Consider the following 13,580-nt stretch of genomic DNA (forward strand, 5'->3'; position numbering starts at 1 on the left):
TGTTTCAAAGCTTTATAAAGTTAAAATAAGATAGATTAAAGTCTGGCCTTTGGTCGGACTTTTTTTGTTGTAAAATGTTAAACTGGTGGAAGTGTATTAATAATAAATGAGGTGTGAACCCATGAAAAAGTTACTTCAGAAGAACATTATTTTAATTCTAACGATTATTATCGGTGGCATACTCGTAATAGGTGTTAAATTTGATCAAGCACTGTATTCAGATACGATTGTTAAAATAACACAGGTTAAGGATGAAAAAACTGAAAAAGTAACAGATGAATTTGAAAATAAAGATACACAGACTAAACAAAAATTATTTGGAACTGTGATGAATGGTAAGTATAAAGGGCAAAAAATAAGACTACCAAATACATATTCTTCATCTCGCGCAAATGATCAAAAATACCAGAAAAATGATCAAGTATTTGTAACGATTAATCCTCATAAAAGTGGATTAACTGGTATTATTGATGGGTTCAAACGAGATGTCGTCGTGGCCATATTAATTTGGATTGCCGTTAGTATGCTGGTAGGATTTATGCAGTTTAGTGGCATGATTGCTGTATTAAGTATCGTCTTAAATATGATTATTTTCTTTTTAGCCATTAAATTTGAAATATTCGTTAATATTACGAACTTCTTTTGGATTTTCGCAGGTATTGCTCTAATATTTGCAGTACTGACCTTGAGTTTGGTAATTGGCTTTAATCGACAGATGCTGGTCACGTTATTGGCAACTTTGACGGGAACTAGTTTATCGTTAATCATTAGTGTCATTATTTTAAAACTGACAAATGATCAAGGGATGCATTACGAAGCTCTATCTTATGCAACGCAAGCGCCAAAGGAACTATTCCTTGCTGCCACACTACTAGGTTCTCTAGGGGCTGTCATGGATGAATCGACAGATATCGTTGCAACACTATTTCAATTAAAAAAAGAACAACCAACTATTTCATCGAAAGAACTTTTTAAATCTGGACGTGAGGTTGGACAATCGATTATGGGACCATTAATTAACGTCTTATTCTTAATTTTTATTGCTGACATTTTCCCACTTGCCGTTTTGTACTTTAGAACGACCAATACAATTGGCTATACTTTTTCATGGACCATGGCTTTAGGAGTTGTCCAAACATTAATCAGCGGTATTGGGATTGTCATTGCGATACCTGTCGCAAGTTTTTTTGCAAGTCGATTAATCAAAGGGGATGACACATTATGATTACAATTGGTTGGTTAAGTGCCATTTTATTTGTCTTAATGGTCATTGTTGGAGGAATGAATGGTGTTCGTTCATTTTTAAGCTTATTTTTTAATTTTATCATGTTATTTTTTACGATTATTTTAATTACGGGAGGATTTCCGCCGGTAGCAGTGACCCTAATTAATGGCATTATTATTTTAGCTATTACGATTTTTCTTGGTGATGATAATGTGCAAGTTACTGAAACTGCTTTTTATGCTTCGTTAATTGTTCTGGTTATTCTCGTTCTTTTGATTATTCCAGTTGAACATTTTGCTGCAGTTCAAGGTTTTGGTGCAGAAGATAGTGAAGAAATAGAAGCATTTTCGTTATTAGTAGGCGCTAATTTTATGCAAATAGCGATTTCAACAGCTATTTTTAGTACTTTAGGCGCAATTGCTGAAGGTGCGATTGCAATTTCGGCTGGCTTAAATGAGATTATTGAACAAACACCAACAATTGATTTAAAAAAGTTATACGCAGCTGGTATTAGTATTGGTAAACATATTATTGGAACAACGTTTAATACACTATTTTTTGGTTTCTTTGGTGGCTTTTTAGCGCTATTTATTTTATTAGTACAGACGCATGCTACATTCGCAGATATTATAAATGATAAAATTTTTGTTGCAGAATTAATAATGATTTTATTTTCTATTATAGGTGTTATTCTAGCGGTTCCAATTACAGCATGGGTTTTAATTCAAAAATTAAAAATAAAAAAATAATTGAAATGAGTTTATGGTTATGTGTATAATTAAGAGATACTAATATAGGGGGATTTAAAATTGAATTATAAAAATTATATTGCTGAATTTATCGGCACATTTTTCTTGGTATTATTTGGTACAGGGGCAGTTACGTTAGGTAACGGTAGCCCACTTGTTATTGCACTTGCATTTGGTTTAGCTATTACATTGATGGTTTATGCTATTGGACCTGTTTCAGGTGCACACATCAATCCTGCTGTTTCATTAGCAATGTACATCAACAAGCGCATGTCATTGACTGATATGGTTGCTTACTGGGTTAGTCAAATCTTAGGTGCGATTGTAGCATCTAGCGTGGTTAAGATGATTATTTCATCAATGACAGATACATCAAAAGTTGCTGATGGTTTTGGTTCAAATAGTTATGCAACAATTCCTGGTGGTATGGCATTTTTCGTTGAAGCCTTATTCGCATTCTTATTCATCTTTATTATTTTGATGGTTACGAGTGAAAAATTTGGTAACAGTAATATTGCTGGCTTTGTGATTGGTTTAACATTAACAGTACTTATCTTTGTTGGTTTACCACTTACAGGGGTTTCAGTTAACCCTGCTCGTAGTATTGGACCTGCACTTTATGCCGGTGGCGATGCACTTTCACAACTTTGGGTATTTATTCTTGCACCATTAGTTGGTGGTGCTATTGCAGCATTCGCAGCAAAATATATTTTTAACAGTGAAGAAGCTTAATTTAATTAAGTGAATCATAAGCAGTGAATTCCGAGAGGGAATTTGCTGCTTTTTATTTTTAATGTATGTTATGGTTAATATAGATAGTGACAAGTGAGAGGAGAAATAATGGCATTTTTAGGAACGATTTGTTTAGTATTAGTGGCAACATCAATTGCGGGTCATGTCAGCACACGAATTGGTGTTCCTAGTGTTATCGGGCAATTATTAGTTGGTGTTTTACTTGGACCAGCAATGTTGAATTGGGTCCATTCAGATCATTTATTTGCGATGTTCGCAGAAATTGGTGTGATTATTTTAATGTTTATGGCGGGATTAGAAAGTGATTTAGATCTACTTAAAAAGTATTTAAAACCGGCCTTATCAGTTGCGACTTTAGGTGTTGTCTTCCCTATCTTAGTTGTCTATTACTTTGGTCGAATTTATAATTTTGGATTTGAATCGGCTTTATTTTTAGGTGTTATCTTTGCGGCAACGTCAGTTAGTATTTCCGTCGAAGTCTTGAAAGAATTAAAACGATTAGATTCAAAAGAAGGTGCAACAATCCTAGGTGCGGCCGTTGTGGATGATATCTTAGCTGTTGTTATTTTAAGTGTATTAGTTAGTGTATTTGGTAATATTACAAGTACCGGTGATAGCGCACAAGCTAACATTTGGATTGGCTTCTTATTAGAATTTGTTTACTTCATTGGTATTTTAATCCTATTCAAGTGGGTGGCGCCTTTCTTGATGAGATTAAGTGAACGATTATTAGTTGGCTCATCGATTACGATTATGTCACTGGTTATCTGTCTAGGTATGGCCTACTTAGCTGACTTAGTGGGGTTAAGTGCTGTTGTTGGTGCCTTTTTTGCAGGAATTGCAGTGGCACAAACACCGTATAAAAAAGAAATTGATGCCAATATTGAACCAATTGGTTATGCAGTCTTTATTCCAATGTTTTTCACGAGTATTGGATTAAGCATGTCATTTGATGGATTTATGAAAAATATTTGGTTTATCGTTATTTTAACGATTTTGGCCGTCCTCACAAAATTACTAGGTGGTGGATTAGGTGCTAGGTTACTTGGATTTGATTTAAATAGTGCATATGTAATCGGTGCGGGGATGATTTCTCGTGGCGAAATGGCTTTGATTATTGTCCAAATTGGGTATACCGCACACTTGTTGTCGACGGAATACTATTCGGCAGTTATCATGGTAATTATTATTTCAACTATCGTAGCACCGTTTATGTTAAAACATGCGATTGGTCGACAAAATAAAATTGAATTGAAGAAATAGTTGAACTGTTGAGGAACTAGCCTAGTGCTAATTTTTCAACAGTTTTTTATTTTTAAATGGTTACTAAATATCGCTATTCTGGCGTATTCATTTTATAATGAATTAAATAACTTCAAATGAAGAAGGTGGAATAATGAAACAATTATTGATTGCACAAGATTTATCTAGTGTTGGTGGTGTTTCATTAGGGATTGCGGTTCCTGTTTTAGCTAGTTATCAACAACGGACGACAATATTGCCAACAATGTTATTAAGTAGTCATACAGGTGGATTTGGAGTACCAATGAAGGTAGACATCTCACCATTTATAAAAGCTTTTGAAGAACACTGGGCAACTATTCCAGTTCAATTTACGGGCGCATATTTGGGCTATCTAGGGACGGCAGAAAGTATTAAAATGATGGGGATTCTACTAGATAGGTTATCTGATGATAAAGCACTCACCGTTATTGATCCAGTTATGGCTGATCACGGCACGTTATATTCAGGACTGACAAACGACTATGTAGAAGAATTAAGCATGTTATGTTTAACGCAAGCAGATTTAATTTTACCCAATTTAACAGAGGCTTACTTATTGGCAGACTGTAATTATCAGGAAAATCCTAGCGAGGCAGAAATTAAAAAGTTACTAACACGTTTATTAAAGAAATTAAATTTAAAAGCGGTTATAATTACAGGAGTTACAAACCAGAAAAATCAAATTGGTGTTGTTTTTCTAACAAAAGAAGGCGAATCAGGTTGGGTATTAAAAGAACAACGTGAGAATCATTATTTTGGGACAGGAGACTTGCTAGCAAGCTGCGTAGTGGGTGAGTTAATGAATGGTCATTCACTAAGGGAAGCATTGGAATTTGCAGTAGAAGTAACATGGAAAGCGATGAGTAATTCTGATAATGAAGGACTTGATCAAAGGTTAGGGGTTAATTTTATGAGTATTTTACCCGATATTAACGATAGAATGGAAAAATAAAATGAGAAATGAAAGATTAAGAAGCATTATTTTAGCGGGATTATTTGCGGCAATTATTTATATAGGTATCTCAGTTTTTAGAATACCAATCCCAGCTATGGTGGGAAAACCATTTATTCATTTCGGTAATTCACTAGCAGCATTGGCCGTGATTTTTTTAGGGTTTAGTTATGGCACAATTGCAGGAGCGATTGGTCTGGGATTATTTGATATTTTGAATGGTTATGCAGATACGTCATATTTTACTGTACTAGAAGTAGTGGTTATTGCATTACTAATTACGGTTGTTACGAAAGGATTAAAAAATTATCATGGTAAATATTGGATTATCATTATTGCTGCAACGGCAGGAATTGGTAAAATAGGAACATCATATTTAGTTTCGATTGGTGAAGCAATGATTAAAGGTGTTAGTTTTAATGTCGCCGCTGTTCAGGCGTTTTTAAGTTTACCTGCAACTGTTGTTAATTCAATCTCGACAATTATCATTGTTAGTTTATTATACGTACCCATTAAGCGATTGATGGTAAGGTTTAATCGGTAAAAAAGTCCAAATAAAAAAGGGTTGATGTGCGTGAGCTCACATTTACCCTCTATACAAATTGTCCAGATTGAACATATTTCATTTCTGTTGATAAGTTGGAAACGGCTGTTTCGATTGTTACCCCAGAACCTGAAATGGCTGGATTATTTTTTGAACTAGCAATAAAGATTTGTTTTTCAGTGTCTAAAGAAATCGTATACCAGTTTTTACTAAATGTTCCAAATTTCATAAGTGTGTATCCTCCGTATTTCTATATCTTACTACCATGAAAGCGCATTCTACTTTCTTTAGTAGAAGCTTAGTATAGTACGTACATAAAATGAATGCAAGTCATTTGTTTTATATTAACCAAAAATTTTTTAAATAATATGAAGAAGTCTAAAAACGATAAAGGGATGATTTAATGCAAAAACGAATATTCGTGATCACGGGTGCTCCGGGAACAGGTAAAACGACGATTAGAGACTATCTAACCAAGCAATTTGATGCCAAAAAGGTGATTACTCACACAACTAGGCAACCAAGAGTTAATGAAAAAAATGGTCGCGATTATTATTTTGAATCCGATGAAACTTTTTTTAATTTTCATTATTTAGAACATGTTGAGTATGATCGCCATTACTATGGTTCATCAAGAGAAGCGATAGATGCTGCTTGGTCAGAGGCAAAAAATGCGACAATTGTACTCGATACGGCAGGTGCCATCACGTATTCAAAAGAATTACCAAAAGAAACAGTTGTCTTATATTTGTCTGTATCGGATAATCAGATATTACAAGATCGGTTAATTAAACGGGGAGATACGATTCGAAATCGAAGTTTACGCTTAGATTCTGGTGAAGCAAAACGAGACATGAAACTTCCAGCAGATCTTGAAGGTATAGCACATGTCATTATTAATGACGATTTAGTTGACGCAAAGAAACAGATTGATCAGTTAATTCAATCATTAGGTTAAGAGTGATTGCTTTTTTTAGTTGATATGGTATTCTTCTTAAAGAGTAACCATTATTATTTAGAAATGGAGATAAGCCTTTTGACTGAATTAATTGATGATGCATTGCATATACTAAAAGAAAATAAATATAAAATTACGAAACAAAGAAAAAGTTTATTAACGTATTTAAGTCAGTATGAGGAAGCTTATGTTGACGTTACAGTTGTGGATGACTATATGAGAAATAAATATCCAGGGATGAGTCATAATACAATTTATCGAAATATCAAAGAATTTAAAGAAATGGGTCTTGTTGAGCAACGGATGAATGGTGAACGAGCCTGTGTAAAATATCAATGTGATTTTAGTCACAAACATCACCATCATTTTATTTGTACTTCTTGTAGTAAGGTGGTTGAACTTGATAGCTGTCCGCTAGATTATTTTGTAAAACAGTTACCAGGTTACAAAATAGAAGAACATAAATTTGAATTACATGGGATTTGTGATGAATGCCAAAAAAAATTATCGAAAAATTAAGTTTATCTTCGAATAAACTTCAATAACAAATGGTTTAATGGAAAAAGTACAAAATTGGAGTGAGAGTTAATGGCATATAGAACGCCACCATTTATAACACCTTTTGCAATTGTTTCTATCGTACTTGCATTGGGCGCAACTAACGTTGTTGTTAACAAAACAACGAATACAAACGAAGGAGCAACAGTTTCTTCAGTAGCTTCATCACCGTCGGAAACTAAACCTAAAGTAGACGATAATTCGAGTTCCAAAGAAGTAAGTTCATCTTCTGAGACGAGTTCTTCTGATTCGTCCTCTTCATCAGAAAGTTCAAAAGATGAGTCTAGTAGTTCAAGTGCTGCCGATGAAACATCAAACAAATCAGCAAGTACAAGTGCCGATAATACAACGGATGATAAGAGCGCGGAAACAAGTACCGATGACACAACTGATACAAGTACAGATACTGATACAAATGCGGATAAAGCTAGCTCGGCAACAAGCACAAGTAGTAGCGTGAAGAATACTAAAACGGTAACGACTGACAAAGCCAAAGCCAGTGCAGAAACGACAAATACAGACTAAGGATTAGGAGGTAAATAAATGTTTAGTTTACTAGATTTAGCAAACCATTATTTAGGGTTTATTAATGTTAATTTAAAATTAAAAAATAGAATTTATACTGTTTTAGGCTTTCTTGGTAATTGGTATTTATTGTATATCGCATCACGATATTTCATAAATGGTTATTATGTTAGAGGTAGTTTGTTTATTCTTGCTTTTTTTGTTTTATTATATTTTATTGTTTTAAATGTTATTCATTATTTTACAAATAAAACAACTAAATTTGATCCTTCACCGAAAATTGAAAAATTGTTGGGCGGACCGCCTAAGGAAGAAATTGAAGGAGATAAACGTCGCCGAATGCAACCAGGTTATGTTCAAACGAATGGCCTATTTGATTCTAAAATGCTGATGCCAGCGACACTTAGGACAAATAGAAACGAAAAAGTAAGTATTCAAAAAATTGCTGATCAAATGAAGCAAGTTAAGTATTCAGATTTTGATTATGATGGATTGTCAGATGATGCTATTATAAAAGAAATTCAGAAAACAGGAAAACCAGTGTCAGAGTTAGCACAGCCCGTTGCTTTTCCATTTTTTGAATTAAAAATAGAAGACGAAAAAATGAATGTTTACGCTGGAATGAATCAGATTGATAAACAATTGATTGGTCGCCTAACCCATGTTGGTTTATCTGATATTGAAACGGCTAAAGAACAATATGATATTTACTTAGCAACAGCAACTATTTATGGTGGTAATCAGAAGGTTGCTGGTCGATCATCAGTTATTGAAGAATCACATAAATTTCACGTTAAAGTTCAAATTGCCTATAAAGAAAAAGAAAATTAGTAAAAAAGTGATAGCAAATAACTACATTGCTATCACTTTTTTTGTGATTATATGGTACATTTAAAAAAGACTGCAATTAAACATCCATTTGGTAGTATAATTAAAGTATCACAAAAAAGAATAAAAGAGTTAAGAGAAGGGGATTGAGAGTATGGCAATGATCGAATTTAAAAATGTGGAGAAATATTACGATAAATTTCACGCATTGAAGAATATCAATTTAAAAGTTGAAGCAGGCGAAGTCGTCGTTATTATCGGGCCATCTGGTTCTGGAAAAAGTACATTAATCAGAACTATCAATGGTTTAGAGCAAGTTAACGAGGGGCAACTATTAGTTGATAATTTTGATTTAGCAGATAAGAAAACGAATATTGATAAAATCAGAAAAAATGTTGGGATGGTATTTCAACATTTTAACTTGTACGAAAACAAAACTGTTTTAGAAAATATTATGCTTGCACCACGTTTAGTTTTAAAACGGGATGAAGCTGAAAATAAAAAAATCGCAATGGATTTATTAAAAACAGTTGGACTTGATGATAAAGCACAATCATATCCTAGAATGTTATCAGGTGGACAATCGCAAAGAATTGCCATTGCCCGTAGTCTAGCTATGAAACCTAAGGCGCTATTATTTGATGAACCAACTTCTGCATTAGATCCTGAAACAATTGACGATGTTTTAAAAGTTATGAAAGATATCGCTAAAAATGATGGGATCACAATGATTGTTGTAACTCATGAAATGGGCTTTGCTCGTGAAGTAGCCGATCGTGTTATTTTCATGGCTGATGGTCAAATTCTTGAGGATGATACAACAGTAGAATTTTTCGACAATCCAAAAGAAGAACGTGCAAAAAAATTCTTGAGTAAAATTATTAAACATTAAGGAGCTCAAGACTGTGAGAGTGGGGATTAAAATATGAAACAATTAAGAAAAATTAGCTTATTGTTTATGAGTATAGCTATGGTATTAGTTATTGCAGGCTGTGGAGCGCAAAGTAAAGCCAACATTGCAACAACAGCTAAAGAAACAAAAACAATTAACTGGGGTGTTAAAGCAGATACGAAGTTATTTGGTTTAATGAACATCAAAACCGGTGAAATCCAAGGATTTGATATTGATATTGCTAAGGCAGTGACAAAAAAAATCTTAGGTAAAGATGGTAAAGCTAATTTTGTTCAGGTAACAAGTAAAACAAGAATTCCACTTTTGAAAAATGGAAATATTGATGCAATTATTGCGACGATGTCCATTTCTAAAGATCGTGAAAAACAAGTTGATTTTTCTAACTCTTATTTTGCTGCCGGACAAGCTATTTTAGTTAAAAGAACAAGCTCAATTAAATCCGTAAAAGATTTGAATAAAGACGGTATGGTTGTTTTAGGTGTTAAGGGTTCAACTTCAGTTATTAACATGAAGAAGTATGCACCTAAAGCAGAAGTGCTGGAACTAGATGATTATGCGCAAGCATTAACCGCACTAAAATCTGGTCAAGGTGATGCTTTAACAACTGATAATGGTATTTTATATGGGATGGTTAAAGAGAATTCTGATTTTGCTGTTGTTGGTGGTACTTTTACGCATGAACCTTACGGAATTGCGATTGATAAAGGCCAAGGTGAATTTAAGAATGAAGTTAATAAGGCTTTAGCTGAAATGCGTGCCGATGGCTCGTATGAAAAATTATTAAACAAATGGTTTGGCGATATTCCAGGATTTAGTGTGAAGGAGGCGAGTCAACAATGATTACGATTTTTACAGAACATTGGCAAGCCTTATTAACAGGACTTGGCTATACATTGTGTTCAAGTGTACTCGCATTATTTTTTAGTTTAATTATAGGTTCGTTCTTTGCAATTTTGGAAGAAATGCCATATCGAATTTTAAAAATTATTGCACGTATCTATATTGAAATATTTAGAAATATTCCGTTATTGGTTGTTGCAATGTTTTTCTACGTTGTGGTACCTATGTACGTTACGAATATCAACGGATTTACAGCTGGAACAATCGGACTAACGATTTACACATCTGCCTTTATTGCAGAAACAGTTCGTGCTGGGATTAGAGCTGTTGATCCTGGACAAATGGAAGGTGCTCGCTCAAACGGGTTAACATTCATGCAATCGATGTTTCATATTATTTTACCCCAGGCATTTAAATATGTGATTCCACCTTTGGGTAATCAGTTCATTAATTTGGTAAAAAACTCTTCAGTTTTAGCCTTCGTTGCTGGATTTGATTTAATGTACCAAGGTGATATTATCGCATCAACAACATTTGATACAATCAACACGTACATTATCGTTGGGGTGTTATATTTAATTATCACGATGCCATTAAGTTATTACATGAGACATTTAGAAAAGAAATTAAGTTAAAGGGGGTCTAGAAAAATATGTCAGATTTTATTGCAGCATATAGTTGGGAAAATATTCGCTACTTACTACAAGGATTATTAGTAACAATCGAAGTTTCAGTTATTTCAATTATTTTCAGTTTTATAATTGGCGCTATTCTAGGCCTAACACGATATATTAAAGTAAAACGTTTATCTGCTATAGTTGGTTTTATAATTGATTTAATTCGAAATTTACCATTACTTTTAATCTTATTTTTCGTTTATTTTGGCTTAGCAAATGTTGGTATTCGGTTATCAATTTTCTGGTCAGCAACGTTAGCGATGACCGTTTTCGAATCAGCAATGTTAGCTGAAATCATTCGAAGTGGTATTCAAGCTGTTGAACCCGGACAAATGGAAGGTGCTCGCGCAAATGGTCTAACTTATTGGCAAGGTCTGCGTGTGATTGTCTTACCACAAGCTTTAAAGAAAATGATTCCACCATTGGTTAGTCAATTTATCTCATTAATTAAAGATACGTCATTGGCTACTATCATTGTTTTACCAGAGTTACTGTATCATGCACAATTAGTATACGGTCAAAATACTAATTATGTTATTCCAATGTTCGTCGCTTTAGCAGTGATGTACTTCGTCGTTTGTTATGCACTATCATTGGTTTCAAGATACTTAGAAAGACGCTTAGCGTAGACAATAAAATAAAAATGGTTGTTGAAATCTATATAGATTTTAGCAACCATTTTTATTAGTTAGTAGAATCGGCATAAAATGACGGTTTGTTTGATTGAAAAATAAATTAGAAAGAAGATGATGTCATGGTGAAAATTGCTGTTATTCTAGGGAGTTCAAGAGAGAATTCTATTGGTAAAAGGGTCATTAAGTATATTGAAGGAGTAGCAAAAAATCAGGATAATGTTGAATTTTCATTTCTAAAATTAAGTGACTATCAGTTAACCTTCTTCCACGAAAAATTGGCACCTATGCAAAATGAAAATCGACAACTACCTGAAAATGAAGCACGATGGATAGCGGATGTAGCTGCGGCAGATGGCTTTATTATCTTAACGCCTGAATATAATCATGCTATTCCAGCCGTTTTGAAAAATGCAATCGATTATTTGGCTTTTGAAGGGCAACGTAAACCAGTTAAGATTGTGGGCTACTCAGATAACATGCGCGGTGCACAATTTGCAACAGCTGAATTAGTACCTATTTTGAATCGATTAGGATTTATCACGTTGCCTACGCCAACATTATTGGGAATAGTTGATCAAACATTTAATGAAGATGGACAACTAAATAACGATGCTAAGTTAACAGATTATACAAAAAATAAAATTGCTCAGACTTTGCAAGAAATTAAATTTTATACACAACTTTTTGTGAATAATCCTTTTCCCGGAAAATGATGAATTAAAAATAAAAATGTGTAATGACAATAGCTGTCATTACACATTTTTTATTATAGATCTTTATTTTTATGTGTTTCGTATAAATAAACCGGGATACCAAGTGCAACAATTGTAAATGAAATTAAAACACCTACAATATCTGATTGAACTTCGCTAACTAAAACGAAGGCTGCACCTAAGATAGCAACAATAGGTGTTATGGGGAACAATGGAACTGAGAAAACACGTTTTAAATCTGTTCCTTTATTCCGACGGCGTAAGATAAAGAGGCCGACGAAAGTCATAACATAAAAGCAATAAACTGTAAAAATACAAATTTCAGATAAGCGATCAGCATCAAAAAATAAAATCATAATCGCTGCAATACTTAAAGCCACACATGTTGCAATAACAGGTGAATGTGATTTTGGATGTAAATAAGATATTTCTTTATGGAAAGGTAATTGTTTGTTCTTACCCATTGCCCACATAATTCGAGGGAATGTCATGATTTTACCGTTCATACAACCAAGAATAGAAATAATGACACCGATATTCATAATTTTTCCACCAAGTTGGCCAAAGGCAATCTTAGCAAATTGTGGTGTTGCATTTTCGCCTAGTTGATGGATTTGACTAGCAGGCATGACACGCATAATACTGAACGAAACAAGAATATAAATAAGAAGAACAATTGAAATTCCTAAAACAATAGCTCTAGGTAATGTCTTTTTAGGATTTTTAATTTCATCACCCATATTAGCAATCAGAATCCAACCATCATAAGCAAATAAAGTAGCTAGTATACCAACACCAAAATTATTTGTAGAGTGACTGACAGTTGCAACAGATTGGCCAAGTGCATTTGCATTGCCAAAAAATAAACCAAAAATAATAATAGCAGCAATAGGGAATAATTTACAAATAGTTGTAATAATCTGGAATGAAGCACCATAACGATTTGATAGCATATTTAGGAAGCCAATAGAAATGACTGCAATTAATGCGATTAAATGAGAATAACCAGCTGGAATACTAAAGAAATCTACTATTAAAATAGCAAGGTACGCGCCTAACGCAGCAATCATAGCTGGTCCATACACGATAACTTGCATCCAACCAGCTAAGAAACCCCAAATTTTACCGTAAATTTTTTCCATGTAGATATATAATCCACCGGTTTCTGGAATTTGAGATCCAATTTCAGCAACAGTTAGTCCAGCGGTTAAGGTTATGATACCACCACATAGCCATGCGAGCAGGGCATTTGTAGTAGAGCCGGTGTAGTCAAGTACCGAAGCTTGTTTAAAGAAGATACCAGAACCAATAACAGTTCCGATTACGATTGATAATGCTGACCATAGACCTAACGATCTGTTAAGTCCAACTGCTGGTTTTTTTTCCAAAATTGAATCCTCCTTTTCTAAAATGAATAGTTGCATTT

17 protein-coding genes are annotated in these 13,580 nt (G+C 33.8%); 15 read left to right on the forward strand and 2 right to left on the reverse strand.

Annotated features, from left to right (window positions below; all coding sequences use genetic code 11):
* Positions 1-121 precede the first annotated feature (121 nt).
* From AC1RPT_RS01250 to AC1RPT_RS01275, 6 genes are all read left to right on the forward strand, one after another.
* Positions 122-1,225, forward strand: coding sequence for a YibE/F family protein (locus AC1RPT_RS01250; protein WP_481760939.1), 1,104 nt, complete (start codon positions 122-124; stop codon positions 1,223-1,225).
* Positions 1,222-1,974 carry a YibE/F family protein gene (locus AC1RPT_RS01255; RefSeq protein ID WP_481760938.1) on the forward strand — a complete coding sequence of 251 codons (753 nt, stop codon included), beginning with the start codon at positions 1,222-1,224 and terminating at the stop codon, positions 1,972-1,974. The genes AC1RPT_RS01250 and AC1RPT_RS01255 overlap by 4 nt, the downstream gene beginning before the upstream one ends.
* A 60-nt stretch (positions 1,975-2,034) precedes the next feature.
* Positions 2,035-2,706, forward strand: coding sequence for an MIP/aquaporin family protein (locus AC1RPT_RS01260; RefSeq protein WP_481760937.1), 672 nt, complete (start codon positions 2,035-2,037; stop codon positions 2,704-2,706).
* Positions 2,707-2,814: 108 nt separating this feature from the next.
* The gene (locus tag AC1RPT_RS01265) at positions 2,815-3,990 is read left to right on the forward strand and encodes a cation:proton antiporter (RefSeq protein WP_481760936.1); all 1,176 of its coding nucleotides are present in this window, start codon (positions 2,815-2,817) and stop codon (positions 3,988-3,990) included.
* Between the two features lie 133 nt (positions 3,991-4,123).
* Positions 4,124-4,963, forward strand: coding sequence for a pyridoxamine kinase (locus AC1RPT_RS01270; protein WP_481760935.1), 840 nt, complete (start codon positions 4,124-4,126; stop codon positions 4,961-4,963).
* 1 nt (position 4,964) lies between these two features.
* A complete protein-coding gene (locus tag AC1RPT_RS01275) occupies positions 4,965-5,507 on the forward strand; it encodes an ECF transporter S component (RefSeq protein WP_481760934.1) in 543 nt (180 codons plus the stop codon).
* Between the two features lie 49 nt (positions 5,508-5,556).
* Here the strand turns inward: AC1RPT_RS01275 and AC1RPT_RS01280 are convergent, their stop codons facing one another.
* Positions 5,557-5,736, reverse strand: coding sequence for a hypothetical protein (locus tag AC1RPT_RS01280; protein WP_409021673.1), 180 nt, complete (start codon positions 5,734-5,736; stop codon positions 5,557-5,559).
* Positions 5,737-5,910: 174 nt separating this feature from the next.
* Here AC1RPT_RS01280 and AC1RPT_RS01285 point away from each other — a divergent pair, with 174 nt between their 5' ends.
* The 9 genes from AC1RPT_RS01285 (at position 5,911) to AC1RPT_RS01325 (ending at position 12,154) form a co-directional block, all read left to right on the forward strand.
* Entirely contained in the window at positions 5,911-6,465 is a 555-nt protein-coding gene (locus AC1RPT_RS01285; protein ID WP_481760933.1) for a guanylate kinase, read from the forward strand.
* A 78-nt stretch (positions 6,466-6,543) separates the two neighbouring features.
* Positions 6,544-6,984, forward strand: coding sequence for a Fur family transcriptional regulator (locus AC1RPT_RS01290; protein WP_409021670.1), 441 nt, complete (start codon positions 6,544-6,546; stop codon positions 6,982-6,984).
* 69 nt (positions 6,985-7,053) lie between these two features.
* Positions 7,054-7,548 carry a hypothetical protein gene (locus AC1RPT_RS01295; protein WP_481760932.1) on the forward strand — a complete coding sequence of 165 codons (495 nt, stop codon included), beginning with the start codon at positions 7,054-7,056 and terminating at the stop codon, positions 7,546-7,548.
* A gap of 18 nt (positions 7,549-7,566) precedes the next feature.
* Positions 7,567-8,379, forward strand: a complete 813-nt coding sequence (locus AC1RPT_RS01300) for a DUF6681 family protein (RefSeq protein WP_481760931.1) — start codon at positions 7,567-7,569, stop codon at positions 8,377-8,379.
* 151 nt (positions 8,380-8,530) lie between these two features.
* Positions 8,531-9,268 (forward strand): amino acid ABC transporter ATP-binding protein, encoded by a 738-nt coding sequence (locus tag AC1RPT_RS01305; RefSeq protein ID WP_409021667.1) that lies wholly within the window; start codon positions 8,531-8,533, stop codon positions 9,266-9,268.
* A 33-nt stretch (positions 9,269-9,301) separates the two neighbouring features.
* Positions 9,302-10,129, forward strand: a complete 828-nt coding sequence (locus AC1RPT_RS01310; RefSeq protein WP_481760930.1) for a glutamate ABC transporter substrate-binding protein — start codon at positions 9,302-9,304, stop codon at positions 10,127-10,129.
* Positions 10,126-10,764: an amino acid ABC transporter permease gene (locus tag AC1RPT_RS01315; RefSeq protein WP_481760929.1), complete on the forward strand. Its 639-nt coding sequence runs from the start codon at positions 10,126-10,128 to the stop codon at positions 10,762-10,764. Before AC1RPT_RS01310 ends, AC1RPT_RS01315 begins: the two co-directional genes overlap by 4 nt.
* 17 nt (positions 10,765-10,781) lie before the next feature.
* Positions 10,782-11,435, forward strand: coding sequence for an amino acid ABC transporter permease (locus AC1RPT_RS01320; protein ID WP_409021664.1), 654 nt, complete (start codon positions 10,782-10,784; stop codon positions 11,433-11,435).
* Positions 11,436-11,560: 125 nt separating this feature from the next.
* Complete coding sequence (locus tag AC1RPT_RS01325) at positions 11,561-12,154, forward strand: NADPH-dependent FMN reductase (RefSeq protein WP_481760928.1); 594 nt, start codon at positions 11,561-11,563, stop codon at positions 12,152-12,154.
* A 53-nt stretch (positions 12,155-12,207) separates the two neighbouring features.
* Here AC1RPT_RS01325 and AC1RPT_RS01330 read toward each other — a convergent pair whose 3' ends face one another.
* A complete protein-coding gene (locus AC1RPT_RS01330) occupies positions 12,208-13,545 on the reverse strand; it encodes an APC family permease (protein ID WP_481761139.1) in 1,338 nt (445 codons plus the stop codon).
* Positions 13,546-13,580 lie beyond the last annotated feature (35 nt).

This window comes from Dellaglioa sp. CoH-56-MRSF-11 (assembly GCF_056782135.1).

What these genes read in the sequence shown, in the direction of transcription:
- AC1RPT_RS01250 (WP_481760939.1), top strand. Translation starts at nt 122, where the DNA reads ATGAAAAAGTTACTTCAGAAGAACATTATTTTAATTCTAACGATTATT.
- AC1RPT_RS01255 (WP_481760938.1), top strand. Translation starts at nt 1,222, where the DNA reads ATGATTACAATTGGTTGGTTAAGTGCCATTTTATTTGTCTTAATGGTC.
- AC1RPT_RS01265 (WP_481760936.1), top strand. Translation starts at nt 2,815, where the DNA reads ATGGCATTTTTAGGAACGATTTGTTTAGTATTAGTGGCAACATCAATT.
- AC1RPT_RS01270 (WP_481760935.1), top strand. Translation starts at nt 4,124, where the DNA reads ATGAAACAATTATTGATTGCACAAGATTTATCTAGTGTTGGTGGTGTT.
- AC1RPT_RS01275 (WP_481760934.1), top strand. Translation starts at nt 4,965, where the DNA reads ATGAGAAATGAAAGATTAAGAAGCATTATTTTAGCGGGATTATTTGCG.
- AC1RPT_RS01280 (WP_409021673.1), bottom strand. Translation starts at nt 5,736, where the DNA reads ATGAAATTTGGAACATTTAGTAAAAACTGGTATACGATTTCTTTAGAC.
- AC1RPT_RS01285 (WP_481760933.1), top strand. Translation starts at nt 5,911, where the DNA reads ATGCAAAAACGAATATTCGTGATCACGGGTGCTCCGGGAACAGGTAAA.
- AC1RPT_RS01295 (WP_481760932.1), top strand. Translation starts at nt 7,054, where the DNA reads ATGGCATATAGAACGCCACCATTTATAACACCTTTTGCAATTGTTTCT.
- AC1RPT_RS01300 (WP_481760931.1), top strand. Translation starts at nt 7,567, where the DNA reads ATGTTTAGTTTACTAGATTTAGCAAACCATTATTTAGGGTTTATTAAT.
- AC1RPT_RS01305 (WP_409021667.1), top strand. Translation starts at nt 8,531, where the DNA reads ATGGCAATGATCGAATTTAAAAATGTGGAGAAATATTACGATAAATTT.
- AC1RPT_RS01310 (WP_481760930.1), top strand. Translation starts at nt 9,302, where the DNA reads ATGAAACAATTAAGAAAAATTAGCTTATTGTTTATGAGTATAGCTATG.
- AC1RPT_RS01315 (WP_481760929.1), top strand. Translation starts at nt 10,126, where the DNA reads ATGATTACGATTTTTACAGAACATTGGCAAGCCTTATTAACAGGACTT.
- AC1RPT_RS01320 (WP_409021664.1), top strand. Translation starts at nt 10,782, where the DNA reads ATGTCAGATTTTATTGCAGCATATAGTTGGGAAAATATTCGCTACTTA.
- AC1RPT_RS01325 (WP_481760928.1), top strand. Translation starts at nt 11,561, where the DNA reads ATGGTGAAAATTGCTGTTATTCTAGGGAGTTCAAGAGAGAATTCTATT.